The 20,560-nt window shown below is 58.6% G+C and carries 20 protein-coding genes; 17 read left to right on the forward strand and 3 right to left on the reverse strand.

Going from position 1 to position 20,560, the window contains the following annotated elements; translation table 11 throughout:
• The first annotated feature begins 38 nt into the window (after positions 1-38).
• Positions 39-1,718 (forward strand): DNA polymerase III subunit gamma/tau, encoded by a 1,680-nt coding sequence (locus L53_RS12710; RefSeq protein WP_051607933.1) that lies wholly within the window; start codon positions 39-41, stop codon positions 1,716-1,718.
• A 16-nt stretch (positions 1,719-1,734) separates the two neighbouring features.
• Entirely contained in the window at positions 1,735-2,061 is a 327-nt protein-coding gene (locus tag L53_RS12715) for a YbaB/EbfC family nucleoid-associated protein (RefSeq protein ID WP_034816038.1), read from the forward strand.
• A 7-nt stretch (positions 2,062-2,068) separates the two neighbouring features.
• Here the strand turns inward: L53_RS12715 and L53_RS12720 are convergent, their stop codons facing one another.
• Positions 2,069-3,034 carry a glycosyltransferase family 2 protein gene (locus tag L53_RS12720; RefSeq protein WP_233347808.1) on the reverse strand — a complete coding sequence of 322 codons (966 nt, stop codon included), beginning with the start codon at positions 3,032-3,034 and terminating at the stop codon, positions 2,069-2,071.
• A 27-nt stretch (positions 3,035-3,061) separates the two neighbouring features.
• Positions 3,062-3,652 carry a hypothetical protein gene (locus tag L53_RS12725; protein WP_156947919.1) on the reverse strand — a complete coding sequence of 197 codons (591 nt, stop codon included), beginning with the start codon at positions 3,650-3,652 and terminating at the stop codon, positions 3,062-3,064.
• A gap of 154 nt (positions 3,653-3,806) precedes the next feature.
• Between L53_RS12725 and rmuC the strand changes: the two genes are divergently transcribed.
• From rmuC to L53_RS12765, 8 genes are all read left to right on the forward strand, one after another.
• Complete coding sequence (gene rmuC / locus L53_RS12730; protein ID WP_034816044.1) at positions 3,807-5,150, forward strand: DNA recombination protein RmuC; 1,344 nt, start codon at positions 3,807-3,809, stop codon at positions 5,148-5,150.
• Between the two features lie 45 nt (positions 5,151-5,195).
• On the forward strand, positions 5,196-5,723 hold the full coding sequence (gene def / locus L53_RS12735) for a peptide deformylase (RefSeq protein ID WP_034816046.1): 528 nt from the start codon (positions 5,196-5,198) through the stop codon (positions 5,721-5,723).
• Between the two features lie 194 nt (positions 5,724-5,917).
• Entirely contained in the window at positions 5,918-6,871 is a 954-nt protein-coding gene (gene fmt, locus L53_RS12740; protein ID WP_034816050.1) for a methionyl-tRNA formyltransferase, read from the forward strand.
• Positions 6,871-7,356: a GNAT family N-acetyltransferase gene (locus tag L53_RS12745; protein ID WP_034816053.1), complete on the forward strand. Its 486-nt coding sequence runs from the start codon at positions 6,871-6,873 to the stop codon at positions 7,354-7,356. Before fmt ends, L53_RS12745 begins: the two co-directional genes overlap by 1 nt.
• Positions 7,357-7,365: 9 nt before the next feature.
• Positions 7,366-8,103, forward strand: coding sequence for a tRNA pseudouridine(38-40) synthase TruA (gene truA / locus L53_RS12750; protein ID WP_034816056.1), 738 nt, complete (start codon positions 7,366-7,368; stop codon positions 8,101-8,103).
• A 79-nt stretch (positions 8,104-8,182) separates the two neighbouring features.
• A complete protein-coding gene (locus L53_RS12755; protein WP_034816059.1) occupies positions 8,183-9,418 on the forward strand; it encodes an acyl-CoA dehydrogenase family protein in 1,236 nt (411 codons plus the stop codon).
• The gene (locus L53_RS12760) at positions 9,415-9,780 is read left to right on the forward strand and encodes an EthD domain-containing protein (RefSeq protein WP_034816062.1); all 366 of its coding nucleotides are present in this window, start codon (positions 9,415-9,417) and stop codon (positions 9,778-9,780) included. Before L53_RS12755 ends, L53_RS12760 begins: the two co-directional genes overlap by 4 nt.
• A 140-nt stretch (positions 9,781-9,920) precedes the next feature.
• Positions 9,921-11,321, forward strand: coding sequence for a mechanosensitive ion channel family protein (locus L53_RS12765; protein ID WP_034816064.1), 1,401 nt, complete (start codon positions 9,921-9,923; stop codon positions 11,319-11,321).
• A 28-nt stretch (positions 11,322-11,349) separates the two neighbouring features.
• Here L53_RS12765 and L53_RS12770 read toward each other — a convergent pair whose 3' ends face one another.
• Positions 11,350-12,552 carry a methionine gamma-lyase gene (locus L53_RS12770; protein ID WP_034816066.1) on the reverse strand — a complete coding sequence of 401 codons (1,203 nt, stop codon included), beginning with the start codon at positions 12,550-12,552 and terminating at the stop codon, positions 11,350-11,352.
• A 112-nt stretch (positions 12,553-12,664) separates the two neighbouring features.
• On the opposite strand from L53_RS12770, the gene L53_RS12775 reads away from it, so the two are divergent.
• The 7 genes from L53_RS12775 (at position 12,665) to L53_RS12800 (ending at position 20,506) form a co-directional block, all read left to right on the forward strand.
• Positions 12,665-13,129 (forward strand): Lrp/AsnC family transcriptional regulator, encoded by a 465-nt coding sequence (locus L53_RS12775; protein WP_034816068.1) that lies wholly within the window; start codon positions 12,665-12,667, stop codon positions 13,127-13,129.
• 113 nt (positions 13,130-13,242) lie between these two features.
• On the forward strand, positions 13,243-16,095 hold the full coding sequence (locus tag L53_RS12780; RefSeq protein ID WP_084333441.1) for a [protein-PII] uridylyltransferase: 2,853 nt from the start codon (positions 13,243-13,245) through the stop codon (positions 16,093-16,095).
• Positions 16,096-16,117: 22 nt separating this feature from the next.
• Positions 16,118-16,792, forward strand: a complete 675-nt coding sequence (locus L53_RS17610; protein WP_255342025.1) for a lipid II flippase MurJ — start codon at positions 16,118-16,120, stop codon at positions 16,790-16,792.
• Entirely contained in the window at positions 16,729-17,637 is a 909-nt protein-coding gene (murJ, locus tag L53_RS17615; RefSeq protein ID WP_255342026.1) for a murein biosynthesis integral membrane protein MurJ, read from the forward strand. Before L53_RS17610 ends, murJ begins: the two co-directional genes overlap by 64 nt.
• Before the next feature lie 24 nt (positions 17,638-17,661).
• Positions 17,662-18,699 carry a tryptophan--tRNA ligase gene (gene trpS, locus L53_RS12790; RefSeq protein WP_034816069.1) on the forward strand — a complete coding sequence of 346 codons (1,038 nt, stop codon included), beginning with the start codon at positions 17,662-17,664 and terminating at the stop codon, positions 18,697-18,699.
• 98 nt (positions 18,700-18,797) lie between these two features.
• Positions 18,798-19,253, forward strand: a complete 456-nt coding sequence (locus tag L53_RS12795) for a copper chaperone PCu(A)C (RefSeq protein WP_034816072.1) — start codon at positions 18,798-18,800, stop codon at positions 19,251-19,253.
• A gap of 200 nt (positions 19,254-19,453) precedes the next feature.
• Positions 19,454-20,506 (forward strand): hypothetical protein, encoded by a 1,053-nt coding sequence (locus tag L53_RS12800; RefSeq protein ID WP_034816075.1) that lies wholly within the window; start codon positions 19,454-19,456, stop codon positions 20,504-20,506.
• Positions 20,507-20,560 lie beyond the last annotated feature (54 nt).

Below are 20,560 nucleotides of genomic sequence, written 5' to 3' on the forward strand. Positions count from 1 at the left end.
TTGCGGCAGGGCCGCATGAGTCGCTAAAGTCCCGGTTGATGAGCGATTCCGAACTCCCCGAAGAACGCGACGACCAGACCTTCTCGATGTTCGGGGAGGATGAGGCGCCGAAATCGGCCGAATATCAGGTGCTCGCGCGCAAATACCGGCCCCGCCGGTTCGAGGACCTGATCGGCCAGGAAGCCATGGTCCGCACGCTTTCGAATGCCTTCGAGACGGGCCGAGTGGCGCACGCCTTCATGCTGACCGGCGTGCGCGGTGTGGGAAAGACCACGACTGCCCGTTTGCTGGCTCGGGCGCTTAACTACCAGTCCGAGGATCATGACGGTCCGTCGATCCGGCTCGACCCCAAGGGCGAGCATTGTGATGCGATCATGTCGAGCCGCCATCCGGACGTGCTGGAGCTTGATGCCGCCAGCCGCACCGGCGTTGCCGATATGCGTGACCTGTTGGATGGCGCGCGCTATGCGCCGGTCTCGGCCCGCCACAAAGTCTACATCATCGATGAGGTTCACATGCTGTCGACGGCCGCGTTCAACGCGCTGTTGAAGACGCTGGAAGAGCCGCCGCCGCATGTGAAGTTCATCTTCGCAACTACTGAGATCCGCAAAGTGCCGATCACGGTCCTGTCGCGGTGTCAGCGGTTTGACCTGAAACGACTGGATGCCGTGAATTTGTCCGAGCATCTGGGCCGGGTCGCCACGAATGAGGGGGCGAAAGTCTCGGAAGAGGGGCTGGCGCTGATTGCTCGCGCTGCCGAGGGTTCGGTGCGTGACGGTCTTTCGATTCTGGATCAGGCCATCGTGCAGACCATGGATGGCGAAGAAGTCACTGGCGCGGCGGTGCGTGACATGCTGGGCCTCGGCGACCGGGCGCGCCTGCTGGATGCGTTCGAGAAAGCGATCTCCGGCAGTGCTGCAGAGGCGCTGGCCGAGGTGAAAGACCAGATTCATGCAGGTGCTGATCCGGCGGTTATCCTGAAAGACCTGATGGATGTCTGTGCCGATGTCTCCGTGGCTCAGGCCACGGGGGGAGAGTTCCAGTCTGCCGGGCCCGCCGAATGGACCCAGCGCACATTGGCCATGGCGCAGAAACTGACCGCTGCGCAGGCCGCGCGCTACTGGCAGATCCTGCTCTCCGGGTTTAATGACCTCCAGACGGCGCCTGACACGGCGACCGCGCTGAACATGATCATCCTGCGCCTTGCGGCGGCGGCAAACCTTCCGTCACCGGAGGAGGCCGCGCGCATGATCGCCGAGTCAGGCGGTGCGCCGGGAAAGCCTGAACAACATGGCATGGCCCCGTCTCCCGCCGGCGGGCTGGAGAGCTTTGCCCAAATTGTCGCCTATCTGGGTGAGCACCGGGAAGTGAACCTGCAGGTCGAGTTGGAGCGATACATTCGGCCAGGTCCTGTGCGCTACGGCTATTTCTCATGCGAACTTGAAGACAATGCACCAAACGATTTGCTCGCCCGGCTAAAGGCGTTCCTCGAACGCGACACAGGCGATGACTGGGTCGTCGAGCAGATCCGTACCAATGCCGAAACAATGCGCCAGACGGAAATTCGGACGCGCGAGGAATTGTTTGCCTCAGCGGCGGCGCACCCGGCTGTGGCAGACGCCTTGAAGAGTATTCCCGGCATTACCATTGTTGATGTGACTGAGCCTGCCGCAAGCGACGGCAACGTTATTGACCTGAACTCCAGACGATCGGCCTGAAGGAGGCCCGCTTCCCATGAAAGACCTTGGCAAGATCATGCAACAGGCCCAGCAGATGCAGGCCAAGATGCAGGAAGCGCAGGAAAAGATTGAATCAACCGAGGCCGAAGGCGTTGCCGGGGCAGGGCTTGTGTCGGTGCGCCTCAAAGGCAAGGGTGATATGGTCAGTGTCAGGATTGACCCGTCACTGATGAATGATGATCCGGAAATTGTCGAAGACCTCATCAAGGCTGCGCATTCAGATGCGCGCAAGCGTCTGGATGAAGCCATGGAAAAGGCTATGAAGGACGCGACGCAAGGTCTTGGCGGGGGCATGCTGCCCGGCTTCAAACTACCGTTTTAGAGATTACTCAGTAGAGTTCCGGTTCCTTCGTGCTGAAGGCCGAGGCCAGCCAGCCACGATGGAAGACGCCGCGCATCGCCCAGAAATTCCGCTTTTGTGTGGACCAGAAGAAGATGCCAGCCATCGCGTAACAAAAAACAATCTTCGCCAGCGAAGCGAGCACAGTAATGGTCAGCGTAACCGTGTTGCGTGTGGTCAGGGAGTGGTAGCCGAAACTCATCCCTGAACGGAATTTGCGCTGGCGAATCCATTCGGAGTCCAAGCGTTTCGGGTCTACCGCTTCATGCACGATCGCCGCTTCGCTTATGCCAAACTTGGCGCCTGCATACCAGAGCCTGAAAAAGAACTCAGTGTCTTCGCCACCAGTCTTGCCTTTTTCGATCAGAAAGCGCTGGCCTTTCACGATAGGGGAGCTGGCGCGCATCAGAGCGTTGCAGGTATGTCCGGTCTGCACCACGCCGCCTCGGCGTACAGGGACATTCGAATGGTAATCCTGCTGGCGCATCCAGTTGGGCGCCGTCTCAGGATAAACGGCGATGGCTGGGCCGAAGACAGCGTCCAGAGAATTCACGCGTGCCATCTGGAGCAGGGAGGCCAGCCAATCCGGTTCTGCCACTTCATCGTCATCGATGAAAGCAATCCATTGGGCGGTGGCGGCATCCAAACCGGCGTTTCTCGCGATCGAAATGTTGTTTGCGGGGGCATGAATGTATTTGACGGGCATGGACAAGTTTGCCGCGATGGCCTCGACCCGGTCGCGGGCCGATGGAGTTTCGTCATTGTCGATAACAATTGCGCGCGCCGATACGCCGTCCGGCAGGGTTTGCCGGTCGAGCGATCGCAGCGTGTCCTCAATTGAAGGCCTGCGATAGGTGCAGACGCAAATATCGATAGTCAATTCGGCGACCTCATAGGGGGCTTCATACGCGTCAAACATGTCGGGATACTCGCCAGCAAGTCCCATGCCACGCATGCGTGATTCCTCCAGATGGGAACAGTGTCAGAACTCTGTATCCTGGCTGGATGCGGCTATCAGCTCGCTTATAAGGCGTTCCGCATCATCGGGGGTGCGTGGATCCTGAGCAACAAGGGTGCGCGACCATACCAGATCATCAGTCCCTTGGGCGAACAGGGCGATTTGAGCCGTCTGGTCTATACCATCCGGACCTGGAACGCCGCCGAACATGAGGTTTAGACCGCCTTGCAACAGCTGACTGGCGGAGCTTTCCACATCGAATCTAACTTGGATAATAGCGACCAGATACTCTGGTGTGTCGACTTCGGAGGTTTGAACCGGACCAGGATTGACCGCAGCCTCCTCCAGCTTGATCGCAAGGAATTTTGCTCGTTCTTGTCCTTCGTGAGATTGATCGAACGCATCGGCTGGAACCGCGTTCGACAAGGCGTTGGCAAGGTTAATGCGAGCCGTTTCTGAGGAGTCCGATTGCGGTTCTCGCTGGCCAGAAGCGGTAACCAAAGTGACTTCGGCCAGCGGTGGCAGGTATGTTATTGCGCCGGTTGGTGGCAGTTCTGCTTGAGATATTGGGCCAGATGCTGATGCACAGGCCCCCAGCGTCAAAAACAGACTCATCCATATCAGTCGCATCTCGCTGCCCTTGTGCCATCCCGGTGGAAAAGAGGATCAGCCTGGGCGGGAAGTCAAGCGGTGGGCAAACCACAGCGTTCAATAGACAATGCGGCATGTTCCTTATATGTTCTGAGCAGAATCGTGCGAGGATGCCCATATGGACCCAATCATCATTATCGGCGGTGCGGGCTTCGATGCTGCGCACCTTATCCTGTTCCTTCTGGCCCTCGCTTCGGCGGGCACGGCTTGGTGGCTTGCCAGCAAGTTCGGCGCGAAGGCGGAGCGGCTGACACTGGACCTTGAGCGTGCGACCGATGAACTTGTCGAGGCGAAACAGCGCATCCGCACGCTGGAAGAGGTCTCGCGCAAGGCAGAGCTGGAGCTGGCCGAGGCGAAAGCCCGCAGCGCCGAGGATGAACGCAAGTTTGGCGAAATGGCGCAGGGGGTCCTGCAACGCGCTAATGCGCAATTCCTGCAGCTCGCCAATGAGACGTTTGAGAAGCACAAGGAAGGCGCGCAGGGGCATCTCAAGGAATTGATGAAGCCGATTGGAGAGAATTTCGACGCCTTCAAGAAAAGGGTCGACGAAATCGAAAAAGTCCGCACCCAAGACAAGTCTCTTTTGTCGGAACAGGTCAAGGCGATTGGGGAAAGCCTGCACCGCAACACGCAGGAGACCGGCAAGCTGGTCAACGCGTTGACGGCTCCAAAGGGCGGCGGGCGCTGGGGCGAGATGACATTGAGAAACGTCATGGAGCAGGCCGGCCTGTCTGCGCATTGCGACTTCTCCGAACAGGTGCATGACCAGACGGAGGAGGGACGCCAGCGACCGGATGCGATCATCCGTCTTCCGGGCGAGCGACAGATCGTGATCGACTCCAAAGTCTCGCTCGCCTCCTACATGGCGGCGGTAGAAGCCGAGGATCCGGCCCAGAAGGTCGTTCATCTGAAGGCTCATGCGACCAGCGTCCAGCGGCATGTGAGCACGCTGGCCTCAAAGGACTACCAGTCGAATCTGGGCAATCGCTTTGACTATATTGCGATGTTCATTCCCGGAGAGAATTTCTTCGCGGCGGCGCTCGAGCATTCTCCGGACCTGATTGAAAAGGCGATGAGTCGGCAAGTGATTGTGACGACGCCGACCACCCTGATCGCGCTGGCCCGAACGGTGGCCCATCTCTGGCGCCAGCATCACCAGAATGAAAATGCGATGGCTGCCGCCGAACTGGGTGCAGAGCTTTACAGTCGGATGGGCGTGATGCTCGGCCATATCGAGAAACTCGGAAAGTCACTGAATGGCTCAGTCGACCATTTCAACTCCGCGATGGGATCGTTCGACAAGCGCGTCCTGCCCACCCTGCGCAAGTTCGAAGACATGGAGATTGCCCCGCCTGCAAAGACGCTGGCAGAGCCCAAGCAGATCGAGAACAGGGCGAATGTATCGGAGAATACAGGGGAGCTGGACTTTGGCGGCGCCAAGAAGCCGCTGGCGGCGGAATGACGGCCAAGTGTTGACCAGAGGTCCCTGCGTGCATATCTGAAAAGCATGGCTATCAGAAAAATCCTCACCGTCCCGGACCCGCGTCTGAAGGAAGTATCGAAGCCCGTCGAGGGCGGCGTCACTGACGAAATCCGCGCGCTCATGGATGATATGCTGGAAACCATGTATGACGCCCCGGGCATTGGGCTGGCGGCGATACAGATCGGCGTGCCGCTCCGCGTGATTGTGATGGATTTGGCGAAAGAGGGTGAAGAGCCTGCACCCCGTTATTTTGTGAATCCGGAGATCCTGCCGCTGACCGATGACAAGGCACCTTATGAAGAGGGATGTCTCTCGGTGCCGGACATCTTCGAGGAAGTCGAACGCCCGATCGAGTGTCGCGTACGCTATCTCGATTATGATGGTTTCAAGGTCGAAGAAGTGGCCACAGGTATGTACGCAGTCTGCATCCAGCACGAGATGGATCATTTGGAAGGCACGCTGTTCATCGACTATTTGTCGCGACTGAAACGCCAGCGCGCGGTCGACAAGGTGAAGAAGGCCAAGCGCCTGCACGCACGCGAGTCGGCCTGATCGTCATGAAGAAGCGCGGCAGCTTCTTCGCGCGTCCCTGGGTCCGATGGACGGCCGCTCTCATCCTAGCGGCAGCGATCGTTTTCATCGCAGGCGGCAGTGGGCTCACCCCATTCAGCATGGCTGGTGCAATGCGTTGACGCGTTTGCGAGACACTGCTTCCAAATTGACCCCGAACCGACTATCCCCGCATCATGACAAAACCCCTTCGCCTTGCTTTCATGGGCAGCCCAGATATCGCAACCGGTGTGCTCGACGCGTTGATCGCCGCCGGGCACGAAATCGTCTGTGTCTATTCACAGCCGCCACGTCCGGCCGGGCGAGGCAAGAAGCTAACGCCGACACCTGTTCATGCCTTTGCCGAGGCAAAGGGAATTGAGGTTCGCACGCCGAAGTCCCTGAAGAAGGCACCGGAACAAGAGGCTTTCGCTGCGCTGAACGTCGACGCGGCTGTGGTCGTAGCTTATGGGCTGATCCTGCCGCAGGCCGTTCTCAATGCACCGCGCCTTGGTTGTCTCAACATGCATGCGTCGATCCTGCCGCGTTGGCGGGGCGCTGCGCCAATCCAGCGGGCCATCATGGCGGGGGACACCGAAACCGGCGTCGATGCGATGATGATGGAAGCCGGGCTTGATACGGGGCCGGTGCTTGCCTCGGCGCACACGCAGATCACCGAAGAAGATACGGCCGGCAGCGTGCATGATCGGCTGGCCGCGCTCGCCGCAGAACTCGCGCCGCGTGCGCTTGAAGGCCTCGCCGATGGCAGCCTGACCCCCGTTCCGCAGACGGAAGAGGGGATGACTTATGCCGCCAAGCTTGGCCCGGATGACCAGAAGATCGATTGGTCGCGGCCTGCGCGAGAGGTCGACTGTCATATCCGGGGTCTGTCGCCGTTTCCGGGTGCATGGTGCTATTGGACGCCGCCGGGCAAGGACGAGCCGGTGCGGCTGAAACTGCTGATGTGCCGTCGCTCTGGCCGGGAAACCACTGCCCCGGCAGGCATGGTTCTGGATGACCGCCTGCTGGTTGCTTGCGGCGATGGCGGCGCTGTGCGTATCCTCCGCCTGCAAAAGCCAGGGGGAAAGCCAATGAATGCAGACCAATTCCTGCAGGGGCAGGCGATTGCTCCGGATACGGTGCTTGGCTGATGAGCTTCTGGATTCGTCCCGCCCGTGAAGAAGACCTTGATGAGATCGTTGCGCTGAATGATCTTGCCTTTGGCGGCAAGGCTGAGGGCCGCATGGTTCGGGATCTCGCCAAGAGCGGTGAGAGCGTGCTCTCACTCGTGGCGAGCGACGATAAGGCCATTGCCGGCCATATTCAGTTTTTCCGCATGCAGCTTGATGGCGAACCGGTGGCCGTCGGTCTTGGGCCAATGTCGGTTCATCCTGATTTTCAGAAGACCGGTATCGGCAGCGGCCTGATCCAGATGGGCCTGATGGCGCTGGAAGGAGCGGGGGAGCAGATTGTCTTCGTGCTGGGGCACCCCGAATACTATCCCCGGTTTGGGTTTTCCGCTGACCTTGCCCAGCCATTCGAATGCAAATGGTCCGGCGAGGCTTTCATGGCGCTGCGTCTTGATCCGGCGGCACCAACATCCGGCCGGTTGACCTATCCGGCGGCCTTTGGCTAGGGCCGCTGAATGCCACGTTACAGACTCCTCCTCGAATACAATGGTGGCCCGTATCAGGGCTGGCAACGTCTGCCCGGAATTCCGACCGTGCAGGGCGCTCTGGAAGAGGCTGCGGCCAAGCTCGACGGGGCGCCGGTTCTCGTGCATGGCGCTGGGCGCACCGATAGCGGCGTTCATGCAACAGGACAGGTCGCGCACATGGATCTGCGAACTGACCGCGGAACCAAAGTGCCAGACGCGATGAATTTTCATCTGCGCCCACATCCGATTGCCGTCTTGAAGGCAGATAAGGTGGATGATGACTTCCACGCCCGCTTCAGCGCAACCGAGCGGCATTATCGCTTCATCATTATCAATCGACGCGCTCACCTCACGCTGGATGACGGTCGGGCCTGGCGGATATCGTCACAGTTGGACGCCGACAAGATGCATGAAGCCGCGCAGATACTTGTCGGGACGCATGACTTCACGACATTCCGCGATACGGATTGCCAAGCCAAATCGCCGGTTAAGACGCTCAATGCGATCTCTGTTTCACGTTATGGAGATCGGGTCGAGATGACCTGTCGGTCGAAGAGTTTCCTGCACAGGCAGGTTCGTTCGATCATGGGTAGCCTGGTGGATGTCGGGCGTGGCAAGCAACCTGTCGAATGGATCGCGGAGATCCTGGCGGCTGCCGAGCGGACGGCGTGCGGGCCCATATCCCCTCCGGACGGGCTCTATCTTGAAAAAGTAGATTATGAATAGTCCCGCCTGACGCGAAGTCAGTCTGTGCATATTTCCGCTTCCGCTTTAGCCTTCCTGAAAAACAATAGGGAGCGAAAAGATGGCCATTGATTTTACGATACCGGAAGAGGCAAAAGAAGTCCGCGAGCGCGTGCGCAAATGGGTGCAGGAAGAATGCATTCCTGCTGAACAGGAAATGTCCAACGGTCGCGGGTTCAATGACGTGTTGCCAGAACTGCGCAAGAAGGCGCGCGCGCAAGGCCTGTGGTTGCCCTTCATCCCAGTCGAGCATGGCGGAATGGGCCTTGGGCCGCTGGCCAATGCGCTGGTCCAGATGGAACTTGGCCAGAGCCATCTCGGTGCGCTGTCGATGAATTCGCAAGGTCCGGATGATGCGACCATGCTCACACTGTTGGCCTACGGCACCGACTTTCAGAAAGAAAAGTACCTGAAACCGCTGCTGAATGGCGAAAAGCGCATTTGCTATTCCATGACGGAGAAGGCGGCCGGCGCGGATGCCACTGGCATGCAGACGCGTGCGGAAAAGGACGGCAAGGGCAATTACGTCCTGAATGGTGAGAAATGGTTTTCCAGCGCCGCCACCGCTGCTGACATCGCGGTCGTCATGGCCAAGACCAATCCGGACGCGCCTCGCCATCAACAATTCTCCACCTTCATCGTGGAGCTGCCCAATCCGGGTTACAAGATCATCCGTGATATTCCCACCATGGCAGTGCATGGGCCCCACTATGAAGAGATGGGCGGCGGCCATGCTGAAGTGAAGATCGAGAACCTCGTCGTGCCGGAAGAAAATCTGCTCGGCGGGGAAGGGGGCGGATTCTCCATGGGCCAGCATCGCCTGGCCTATGGTCGCCTGCGTCACGGCATGCACAATGTAGCGATGGCTCAGCGCGCGCTCGATCTGGCTACGGAGCATGTTACAAGCCGAGAGACGTTTGGTCAGCCGCTGGAAGATCGCCAGGGGGTCCAGTTCATGTTGGCTGAGTGCGCAAGCCAACTCTATATTGCGCGGCTGATGCTGATGCACATTGCCTACAAAGCCGAGAATGGCATGGACCTGAGGCAAGAGAACGGAATCGCTAAAGTGTTCCTTGCGAACATGGTTCACAAAGTGGTCGACACCGCGATCCAGCTGCATGGCGCCCTTGGCTATTCGCTCGATACACCCCTGGCGGCCTGGTACACGCACATCCGGTCCCAACGTCTCGTAGATGGGCCGGACGAAGTGCACAAATGGATTACCGGCAAGAATGTCATTCGCGCGTTCCGGAAGGACGGCACGACCGCGGCCGCAGCGGGCGGGGATCTGCTTTGATCAAGCTGACCTTTTGCCTGCGCCGCTTGCCCCATCTGAGCCGTGAGGAGTTTCAGCGCTACTGGCGGGAGCAGCATGCCCCGCTGGTGGCGAAGCATGCCGAGACGCTGGGAATACTGCGTTACGTGCAGTGCCATACCGGACACAATGAATTGAATGATGCCATGCAAGGCTCACGCGGTGGACCGAAGGCATATGACGGGGTCGCCGAACTCTGGTTCGAAAGCGAGGAGAGCATGGCTGCCAATTCCAGCGAGGAAGTGGCGAAGGCGGGCGCGGAATTGCTGGAGGACGAGAAGAAGTTCATCGACCTTGCCAGTTCCCCGCTCTGGTTTGGAGAGGAGCATGCGATCGTGGGTTAGTCGCAACGCTCTGCGTTCGCCTCCAGTGTTGTTCGCCGTGAGTGTGTCATCGCCGGTTCTCACACAGGCAGTGGCGCGCACGAGAAGTTGGGATTGCGACGCATCGGGAACTTTGCCTCCTGTCGCGTGTTCTTGGAGGTGTGAACTCGCTACAACTCCTGACTTGTGTTCGCTCCGCGGCATCGAGCGTCAAATATGCGGTGCTAATTGTGCTGTGCTTGGTGTTGTTCGTCCCAACCTCCGTGGCACAGACTTCGGACACAACCGAAGATCCCAGTCCGATCATTCAGACTCCTCCTACGGTTAGCGATGCGTCCATCAAATCTCGTATTTCCGCCATCTTTGATGAGATCGGATCGCTGAACCGTGTGACGGTCGAAGTTAATCACGGTGTCGTACGGCTGGCCGGGGAAGTCCCCAGCACCAGCGCTGTTGCCCGCGCCGAAGATCTGGCCTTGCGTGTAAATGGCGTTGTCACGGTTGAGAACGAAATCGACCGAAGCTTGTCAGTTGAAGATAGCGCGACGCCGTTTTTTGGGGACCCGTCTGATACGTGGGGAAGTGTTGTCCGCGCTCTTCCACTTTACGGTATCGCATTGGGAGTATTTCTCACGATTGCGCTGATTGGACACTTGGTTGCCTCTTGGCGGAGTTTTTGGCGTTGGATTCTGCCAAATCCGTTTCTCGTAGAACTGGTTTCGGGTGCGTTCCGTATTGTCTTGCTGCTGGTCGCTCTCGTGGTCGCGATGAGCATTTTGGGTGCTACAACGGTAATGGGAACTATTCTCGGCGGAGCCGGCGTCATCGGCCTGGCGATCGGCATTTCTGTCCGAGACACACTGGAAAACTACATTTCTTCCATAATGCTGAGTGTGCGCCAGCCATTCAGGGCAAATGAGCATGTTCTGATTGATGAATATGAGGGAAAGGTGATGCGCTTGACCTCTCGTGCCACCGTGCTGATGACGATGGATGGTAATCATCTCCGCATCCCCAACTCGACAGTATTCAAGGCCGTTATCCTGAATTACACCCGCAATCCAGAACGCCGGTTTGAGTTCGATCTTGGAGTCGATGCGGCCGATGACCCTGTCGCGGCAATGCAGCTTGGCCTCGATAAGTTAAAAGCGCTACGTTTCGTGTTAGACCATCCGGAGCCGGAAGCTTTCATCCAGACGGTTGGAGACTCAAACATTATCCTTCATTTCATGGGATGGGTGGATCAGGCGCAAACAAACTTTGCGAAGGGACGCGGCCTCGCGATAGCCGCGACCAAGGATGTTCTGGAAGAGGCGGGCTTTACTTTGCCGGAGCCGATTTACCGGCTGCGTTTCGACAGCGGCGTAGAAGATGCGCTAAAAAGCGGTAAACCGGAGATTGGCACCCAGCAGCATGCAGGTGTCAAACGTCCGAAGCCTCATGTTGATACGCGCGAAGCCACGGATGTCGCTGCCGACAACACCCTTGATGAAAAGGTGGCGGCTGAACGCGCCAACAACACCGAAGATGACCTGCTGGATGAACAAAGCCCCGTGGAGTGAACGAGGTGAATGTGCATCGTGACGACGGCTAAAGTGCGTTGGTCGGTAGAGCGTTTTCAAGGTCCGCGAGAATATCGACCAAATCCTCCAGCCCGACAGACAAACGGACCAGGCCGTCAGAGATACCATGCTCCAGCCGTTCTTCCTGTGAGTATGTCGAGTGGGTCATGCTGGCAGGATGCTGAATCAGGGATTCCGCGTCGCCGAGGCTGACGGCGCGCTGAATCAGGCGGAGCTGGTCCATCATGGCCGTTCCGGCTTCGAAGCCCCCCTTCAGCTCAAAAGCGATCATGCCGCCAAAGGCACTCATCTGGCGGCACGCAAGCTCATGTTGCGGATGACTTGGGAGGCCGGGATAGTAGACTTCGGAAACTGCAGGGTGGCGCTCCAGCCACTCTGCTACGGTCTGCCCGCTCTCGCAATGGCGCGCCATCCGCAGTTGCAGTGTCTTCAGGCCCCGCATAACCAGCATCGCCGTCAGTGGGGCCATCACCGAGCCGGTCATGTCCTTCACGCCAATCATCCGAATGTTATGGATAAGGTCGGCGCGGCCACAGACCACGCCCGCGACGAGATCACCATGCCCGCCAAGGTACTTTGTTGCTGAGTGAATCACGAAATCGGCGCCCAGTTCGATTGGCCGGGTCAGGAGGGGCGACGCATAGGTGTTGTCGACCACCGTCAACGCTCCGGCCTGTTTCGCGACGGCTGAAACGGCGACAATGTCGACCAGCCGCATGTTCGGATTGGCCGGGGTTTCAAAATAGACGATCCGGGTCTGCTCGCTGATCGCTTCGCGCAAATTGTCCGGATCGCGCAGGTCAACATGAGTGACCTTCACGCCGAAGCGCGAAAGGCCGTCGCGCATGAACGCAAATGTGCAACCATACAGCGTCTTGTCGGTGATAATTTCGTCGCCTGGCTTTACCAATGTCCACAAGGTAGCGGAGATGGCGCCCATACCACTGGCGGTTGCGAGCCCTGCCTCTGCGCCTTCGAGATTTGCCACTCGGGATTCGAGCAAGGCGACCGTTGGATTGGAGATGCGGGAATATATGTGCCCTTCGGTTTCGCCTGCAAAAAGTGCTGATCCTGTTGCAGTGTCGGGGAAAACGAAGGTAGACGTCATGTGCACGGGCGGAGTAAGGGAGTGAGAATGACTTGCAGGTGCGTAGCCATGGTGGATGGCGCGCGTTGCGAGTCCGTGAGAGCGAGCGGTATCGTGTGGCAACGGGGAACCTCCTGAGCTGTTCGCACAATCTAGCAGCACACTTGGGACATGTGCTGTCAATTTATGCCAATAAAGAAGCAAAAATTGGCAGAAATAACCAACTGGGGGTTATATGGACAAGATTGATGCTAACATTGTGCGCGCCTTGCAAGAGGATGGCCGCCTGACCAATCAGGATCTGGCAGAAAAGGTCGGATTATCCCCTTCGCCCTGCCTGCGCCGGGTCAGGAACTTGGAAAAGGCGGGGATCATCAAGGGGTATTGTGCGACGATTGATCAGAAGGCATGCGGGTATCCCATCACGTGCTTCGTGCGCATCCGTTTGTCGATTCACACCGAAGACACAATTCAGAAATTCGAGAGGATCGTGCATGATACGCCCGAAGTGCTGGATTGCCATCTGATGGCGGGCGGATCGGACTATCAGCTGCGAGTGGTGACCGGCGGACTCGATGAATATGAGGAGCTGGTACGCCATACGTTTCAAAAACTACCGGGTATTTCGTCGGTCGAAACCAGCTTTGCCTATGGAGTCGTGAAAAAGTCCCGCGTGCTGCCGGTCAAAATACGGGCCTGACGAGCTGTTCCATGGGGGTGGCGGTTCAAAATTGATGAAATTCACTCCCTTCCTGTACTTGCGCCGCGATACCGGCATAGGCGCGGGGGAGGGACCTGCTATATAGGCAAGCGATGAGCACAGATTCCCCCGACCAGTCAGCGCAAGAACCCACCCTTGTTGAATCCCGCAATCGGACGAGCCGCCGACCGGGCAAGTGGCGTATTTCGAACATCATTGATGGTCGCGCGCTTCGCGTGAAGTTGACCGCTGCGGCGCTCGACAACATCGGCGATGCTCAGGCGATGCGGAAGGCCGCGCTGGACCATTTGCACGGGGCCATGTTTCGCGGGCGAATGATTGCCCAGGAGCGCTTGCAACAGGGCGCCGAAGGGCTGGATACCGCACGTCTTCTATCTGCGGTACAGGACGAAGTAATCCATGCATTGTACGATTTTACCACGACGCACGTTCACCGCGCGCGCAACCCGACAGAGGCCGAACGCCTCGCTATTGTTGCTACGGGCGGATACGGTCGTGGGGTGATGGCGCCGTCCTCCGACACCGATCTGTTGTTCCTGCGCGCATACAAGGCCTCTCCGCACACGGAGAGTGTGATCGAATATATGCTCTATGCCCTGTGGGATATGGGGCTCAAAGTTGGCAATGCATTCCGTACACCCGCTGAATGCGTGAAGTCGGCGGCAGAGGACGTTACCATAAAGACATCCCTACTGGACGCGCGGTTCATGTGTGGCGACCAGGCACTGTTCGACGAGATGCAAGCCAAGTTTAAAAAGGATGCCGTCGAGGGCAAGGACGCTGAGTTTATCGCCGACAAACTGGCGGAACGCGATGCGCGGCATGCGCGCCAGGGTGATGCACGTTATGTCGTTGAGCCAAATATTAAGGAGGGCAAAGGTGGCCTGCGCGACCTGCAAACGCTCTACTGGATTGTGAAACACATTTACGGCGGTCGAACATTGGAAGATGTGATGAAGGGCGGCCCCTTCACGCGTAGCGAGTACGGCTCATTCATACGATCAGCCAAGTTTCTCTGGACGGTTAGGTGTCATCTCCACTTCGTGACTGGCCGAGCCGAAGAACGTCTGAGTTTTGACCTGCAGCCAGAAATTGCGGCTCGAATGGGCTATCGGGACAGAACGGGTCAACTGGGTGTTGAACGGTTCATGAAGCGCTATTTTCTGGTTGCAAAAGATGTTGGCGCATTGACGCGAATTATTGCCGCCAAGCTGGAAGCGGAACAGAAAAAGAGGCCTGAAGGGTTCCGTCGCCTGTTGCCGCAAAAAACACCGCAGGCGTTGGACGATCCCGGTTTTGTCATCGATTCCGGGCGGGTCGGCATCACGTCAGAAGATGTGATGAAGCGCGATCCGCTGAACATGCTGCGGCTGTTTATTATTGCCCGGCGTGAAAACAAGGATATTCATCCCGATGCCCTATCGGCAATTACGCGCAATCTGAGGGGGCTCAACGAACAAGTTCGGAGTACAGAAGAAGCTCGCACGCTTATTCTTGACGCCGTCATTGGCAGCAAGGACCCTGCCTTGATTCTCCGCCGCATGAATGAAGCGGGTGTGTTGGGAAAGGCCATTCCGGAGTTTGGCGGGATTGTCGCGCAAACACAGTTCAACATGTATCATCACTATACGGTGGATGAGCATACGATCCGCGCAGTTGAGGCGATTGCCGAGATGGAGCAGGTCAACGCTGAGCGCGTGCCGCTTGCAACCGAGATATTCCCGCTGATCGAAAACCGCCGCGCGCTTTACCTCGCCATGTTGTTGCACGACACGGGCAAGGGACGGGGCGACCAGCAGATTGAAGGCATGAAAACGTCGACCCGCGCCTGTCAACGCCTTGGCATACCTGCGGACGAGACTGAACTTGTTGCCTGGCTCGTGGGCAACCATCTTGAACTCAGCGAAACGGCGCAGAAGCGCGACATTTCGGACCCGCGCACGGTGACGCAATTTGCCAATCTTGTGGGCTCATTGGAGCGATTGCGATTGCTCTATATCCTTACCGCAGCAGATATTCGCGCTGTTGGCCCCGGCGTATGGAACGCGTGGAAAGGCCAGTTGATGGCCGATCTCTATCACAATACAGCCGCAGCTCTGCGCGGCGGCCGAGCCGATGAGGCGGGTGTGCAGGCGCATCTCGAGGCGCGCGCCGAGTCGCGTCGTGAAGCGCTGGTTGAGGATTTAGGGAGTATTCCGCCGGTCCTGCTGGAAATGGAAACAGCGTATTGGACGGGCTTTGACGTGCCTGAGCTCACTTGGCATGCAACCGCCCTGAAAGGATCGGGCAACGTCGTATGCTACCGCTTTCCGCCCGAAGGTGGTGCGCTCACCCTGCTCGTATCAGGGCAGGACCGTGCCGGGCTGTTTGCGGACCTTGCCGGAACATTGGCCAATCTCGGTGCAAACGTCGTTTCGGCGCAAGTCTTCACGAACCGCAGTGGACGGATTGTCGATATCTTCATGGTGCAAGATGCTGCGCAAAAGCCGTTCGGCCAAAAGGACGAGACGCGACTGAGGCGTCTGGAGACAGCGCTGGCGGAAACGTTGGATGGAGGAAGTGTCAAGGATTTGGCAACCTCCCGCACCGGGCGCCGCCAGGCGGCCTTCCTTGTGCAGCCGTCTGCGCAGATCCGGAATGATGTTTCGACCGAGTATACGGTGGTCGATATTGCCGGGCGAGACCGGCCGGGCTTGCTCTATGATGTGGCCAGCGTATTGGCTGACAGTGGCCTGTCCATTCACTCGGCTCATGTGGGGTCTTATGGCGAGCGCATGTTTGACGCCTTTTATGTTCAGACGAGCGATGGGAAAAAGCTGACCGGCTCTGCCCAGATTGAGACATTGAAGGATCGTCTTCTCGACGCATTGGGCCAGCATGAACCGGACGCGCCGGAAACACCGGCCCGGAAGCTCAGGCGTTCGCGCGCAGTGGACAGTTTCTGAGAATTCGATCAGGGATTCCCGCATGAGTGTCGCCCGCAATACCTTGGTGCAATCGTCCCTGACTTTGGGCAGCCGTATCCTCGGCATGGTTCGCGACATTCTGCTGATCGCGAAGATTGGTGCCGGGCCGATCGGCGACGCCTGGGCGACCGCGCAGCAATTCCCGAACCTGTTCCGCCGTATCTTCGCTGAAGGCGCCTTTGCCTCGGCCTTCGTGCCAACCTATGCCCGCACGCTGGAAGCCGAGGGGGCGGAAGCCGCACGCGATGTGGCACAGGAGGCGCTCCGCGTCTTGTTCGCCGCGACAGCGGCGCTGACTATCCTTGCGCAGGTTTTCATGCCGTGGGTCCTGTTGTTGATCCATGGCGGGCAGGCGGATGATCCGGAAAGCTATGGCCTCGCGGTGCTGCTGACGCGGATCACGATGCCGTATCTGACCTTCATGGCTATCGCGGCGCTCCTGTCGGGTGTCCTGAATTCGGCTGAGCGATTCATCCTGTCGGCGGGCGCGCCGACCTTGCTGAACCTCTCCCTGATCCCGGCTGCCTTCGTGGCGCCGGATGCCAAAGGCACGGCGTTGGCGGCGGCGTTGGCCTATTTTGTTGCGGGCGTGCTGCAGGCAGGAGCACTCTGGTGGGGCGTCAACCGGCAGAAAGTACATCTGAGCCTGATTGGCTGGCCCCGCATGACTCGCTGAAGCTCGCCATTCCCGGTACGATTGCAGCGTCCGGTACGCAAATCAATATCATCGTCAGCCAGTCGCTGGCGAGTTTCGAAGTCGGCGCAAAGTCCTGGCTCTATGCCGCTGACCGGCTTTACCAGCTGCCGCTCGGGCTTGTGGGGGTGGCCGTCGGTGTCGCCATCCTTCCGCGTCTCAGCCGGGCCGCGCGGGCGAGTGATGACGGGTCAAGCCGCCAGACGATGGATGAGGGCATTGGCCTCGCCCTGGCGCTGACCCTGCCGGCGGCCGCGGCGCTGATGATTGCGCCAGTCTTCCTCATCGACGCCTTCTTCACGCGCGGCGAGTTTCTGCCGTCCGATGCCACGATGTCCGGAAATGCGCTGTTTCATTTTGCATGGGGCGTTCCCGCCTTCGTGCTGATCAAGGTGCTCGCGCCTGCCTTCTTCGCGCGGGAAGATACCAGGACACCGATGCGCTTTGCGCTGATATCGGTCGTAGTCAACACAGCGCTCGGTGCGGGACTGTTCTTCTGGATGAAGTCCAATGGTCAGGCGGGCTTCATCGGTCTTGCCATCGCCACCTCGATTGCGGCCTGGGTGAACACGGCGCTGCTGGCCCTGACGCTGATGCGGCGCGGCTGGTATGTTCCCGGCGCGCGGCTCGTCTCTGGTGTCGTCCGCGCTGCGGTCGCTACGGCGATCATGTCGGGCGCGGTTTGGTTTATGCTGGAAAATCTCACTCTGATCCGGGCCGAACTCTGGAATTCGCGCATTGTTTCGGCCGCCGCCATTTACGCAATTGCCGCCCTGCTGACTGGTGCAATCCGCATTTCTGACATTCGTCAGGCTTTGCGACGCTAGACAAACGCGCTAAAGCGCCTGCCCATGACTGATACACCTGAATCTTATAGCGGCCCGCAGCGCATTTTCTCGGGCATCCAGCCAACTGGCAATCTCCATCTGGGCAACTATCTGGGCGCCCTGAAGAAGTTCGTGGATTTGCAGGAAGATGGTTGGGACGCAGTGTACGCCGTGGTGGACCTGCACGCCATCACGATGCCGGTGGAGAAGGGGGCTCTTGTGAGCCAGACTCGCCAGATCGCAGCGGCGTTCCTTGCCTGTGGCGTGGACCCGAAGAAATCCATCATTTATGCGCAATCGTCGGTGAAGGCGCATGTCGAGCTTGCCTGGATCTTCAATTGCGTGGCGCGCATGGGATGGGTCGAGCGGATGACGCAGTTCAAGGACAAGGCAGGCAAGGATGCCGAACGGGCGTCGGTTGGCTTGTTCACATATCCTGTCCTGCAAGCAGCCGACATCCTGGCCTACAAGGCAACGCATGTGCCGGTAGGCGAGGATCAGAAGCAGCATCTGGAACTCAGCCGCGATATCGCCGACCGTTTTAACCGGGAATACGACGCGCCGGGCTTTTTCCCGCTGCCGGAGCCGCTAATCAAGGGGCCGGGCGCGCGTGTCATGAGCCTGAAGGACGGCACGAAGAAAATGTCCAAGTCTGATCCGTCTGAGCTCTCTCGGATTGCGCTGGTGGATGACGCTGACACGATTGCGAAGAAGATCAAGAAGGCCAAGACGGACCTTGAAGGAGACATGCCAAGCGACGTGGAGGGCCTGAAAGGGCGTCCGGAAGTCGAGAACCTTGTCGGCATATATGCGGCACTCGCAGGCGAGACCGTCGAGGGTGTGCTCAAGCAGTATGGCGGGCAGGGATTTGGCGTTTTCAAACCGGCCCTGGCCGAGGTGACGGTCGCCCATTTGGCGCCGATCACACAGCGCTATCGTGAGATTTTGGATGACCATGCGTTTATTGACTCCGTCTTGAAAGATGGTGCTGAGCGTGCGGATGCGATCTCGGCGCCGATTATCAAAGACGTTCGAAAGCGAGTTGGGTTCTGGGGGGCATAGTTTCTGAGTGCGGCGTACCCCTGCGGCGCCGCGCTCCATTGACCCCGGTAACCGTCAGGCTACTTCTCGGGCAACGTTCAGTCGGTTGGAGTTCTTCTATGCGTATCATGGCACTTGTCGCTTCCCTCGGTCTTGCGGCCCTGGCAGCGTGTTCGCCAGCCTCTCAAGGCGGTGAAAACTCGGTCAGCGTGAGCGATGCGTACATCGTGAAGCCAACACCCGGTCGGGATGTTGCCGGAGGCGGTCTGACCCTTTCGGTGACCGGTGATGCAATGGCGCTGGTGGGCGCCGATACGGACATCGCCGATACGGTCGAACTGCACACTATGAGCATGGAAGATGGTGTCATGAGAATGCGCAAGGTCGAGCAGTTGGACGTGTCCGAGGGTACGCCACTGGTGCTGGAAAGTGGGGGCGCCCATCTGATGCTGTTCGGCGTCAGCCCTGACATCGAGATTGGCGAAACGGTTGACTTGGTCCTCACTCTGACGGGTTCGGACGGTTCCGAGTCGACCCTCACCACAGAAGCTGAAATCCGCGGACTGGGCGACTAAGCTCACAAAGGCGCAGTTTTGTGCGCCGCGATTGCCTGAAATTTATCCCTCAAAACCATGCCGTCCGGCCAATTGGCGGGCAGGCATGTTGCTTGCATATATTTAACAGTAAATAGACTGTTAAAATTCGCGGAACCTCGGCATAGTGTCCTGAACGCAACAGGTTCCGCTTAAGTATGAGTAGAGACAGGGTAGAGTGAATGGCATTTGATAGTCGCCTCCCCGCGGCATACCAGGAGGAAGGTCCTGTCGTGACTGTGCTGGGTTCCGATCATCTCGTAACATTCGACTATGCCGAGCCTAGCCCCATCATGTTGTTTGCCCAGCGCTGGTGGCGCCGGACTGTGACGCTTCTGAAAGTCGGCACAGTTGTGTGTGCAGTGGCGGCGTATCCCATCATGACAGTCGCCTCCAATCGGATCGATGACAGCAGTATCGAAGTTGCGGGCCAGAACTGGACCTTGCCGGAAGTTGGTGTCTCGATCGTGAAAATCGCCCGTGAGCTGGAAGGTGCTGGCTGGGCAGGGGATCGTGCAAACTGGCACCCTCAGGCGCGGCTCACCGCCATGCCGGCTTGGCAACGTGCAACCGCCAATGCCCTTTCACAACATACCGCGCTTCTGGCGGACCTTACGGTCAAGGATGGCGATGTCGATTCAGATTTGAAGGCAGCTGCTCGCCTTTTGAAAGGGGTGGAAGGCGAAGACATGCGCCCGCGCCTCACCGCTGCAGCCGAGGCGTTGAACCGCTATGACTCTCGCGCAGGCCGTGGCTTGGCGGCGACGCCAGACAAGGTCGTGAAATTGGCGGCTGAAGCGACTTTGTTCGCGAGCTGGGCCGGAGCAGATCGGATCGATCTGTCTGTTCAGGTCAATCAGGACGTTGTTGAGTGGCCAGCCAGCAGGGTCGATATCGAGACATTTTACGGCGCTAAAGCCCGTGCACATCTGGCGCAGCAAATGCTGGCCGCTGCACGCACTGCAGAGCCACGCCTCGCGCGCCTGCCTTCGGTCAGTACGGCCTTTGATCGCGCGGAACTGGCTTGGAGCAGGGCGGCACAGATGAAGCCTTTGGTCGTTTCGAATCAGAGCGGTGACGGCCCATTCATGGCCAATCATCTGGCAAGTATCGGGTTTTATCTCAGCGAAGCGCAGGATGCGTCCCGCAATCTGGCTGAAGCATTGGGTCAGGTCCCTGAGGGTGCACTAGAGAATGTTGCAGCATTGGAAACGCAACTCGCCTCTGCACCGTAATCTCACGCCATCCCTTGAACCTGCCCCTCGCCTGAGCCATCTGGATTGGTAAGA

The organism is Hyphomonas sp. L-53-1-40, from assembly GCF_000682775.1.
Taxonomy (GTDB): Bacteria; Pseudomonadota; Alphaproteobacteria; order Caulobacterales; family Hyphomonadaceae; genus Hyphomonas.

Bases quoted from the DNA above. Each gene is read 5' to 3' on its own strand.
- L53_RS12710 (WP_051607933.1), top strand. From the start codon at position 39: ATGAGCGATTCCGAACTCCCCGAAGAACGCGACGACCAGACCTTCTCG.
- L53_RS12715 (WP_034816038.1), top strand. From the start codon at position 1,735: ATGAAAGACCTTGGCAAGATCATGCAACAGGCCCAGCAGATGCAGGCC.
- L53_RS12720 (WP_233347808.1), bottom strand. From the start codon at position 3,034: ATGCGTGGCATGGGACTTGCTGGCGAGTATCCCGACATGTTTGACGCG.
- L53_RS12725 (WP_156947919.1), bottom strand. From the start codon at position 3,652: ATGAGTCTGTTTTTGACGCTGGGGGCCTGTGCATCAGCATCTGGCCCA.
- rmuC (WP_034816044.1), top strand. From the start codon at position 3,807: ATGGACCCAATCATCATTATCGGCGGTGCGGGCTTCGATGCTGCGCAC.
- def (WP_034816046.1), top strand. From the start codon at position 5,196: ATGGCTATCAGAAAAATCCTCACCGTCCCGGACCCGCGTCTGAAGGAA.
- fmt (WP_034816050.1), top strand. From the start codon at position 5,918: ATGACAAAACCCCTTCGCCTTGCTTTCATGGGCAGCCCAGATATCGCA.
- L53_RS12745 (WP_034816053.1), top strand. From the start codon at position 6,871: ATGAGCTTCTGGATTCGTCCCGCCCGTGAAGAAGACCTTGATGAGATC.
- truA (WP_034816056.1), top strand. From the start codon at position 7,366: ATGCCACGTTACAGACTCCTCCTCGAATACAATGGTGGCCCGTATCAG.
- L53_RS12755 (WP_034816059.1), top strand. From the start codon at position 8,183: ATGGCCATTGATTTTACGATACCGGAAGAGGCAAAAGAAGTCCGCGAG.
- L53_RS12775 (WP_034816068.1), top strand. From the start codon at position 12,665: ATGGACAAGATTGATGCTAACATTGTGCGCGCCTTGCAAGAGGATGGC.
- L53_RS12780 (WP_084333441.1), top strand. From the start codon at position 13,243: ATGAGCACAGATTCCCCCGACCAGTCAGCGCAAGAACCCACCCTTGTT.
- L53_RS17610 (WP_255342025.1), top strand. From the start codon at position 16,118: ATGAGTGTCGCCCGCAATACCTTGGTGCAATCGTCCCTGACTTTGGGC.
- trpS (WP_034816069.1), top strand. From the start codon at position 17,662: ATGACTGATACACCTGAATCTTATAGCGGCCCGCAGCGCATTTTCTCG.
- L53_RS12795 (WP_034816072.1), top strand. From the start codon at position 18,798: ATGCGTATCATGGCACTTGTCGCTTCCCTCGGTCTTGCGGCCCTGGCA.
- L53_RS12800 (WP_034816075.1), top strand. From the start codon at position 19,454: ATGGCATTTGATAGTCGCCTCCCCGCGGCATACCAGGAGGAAGGTCCT.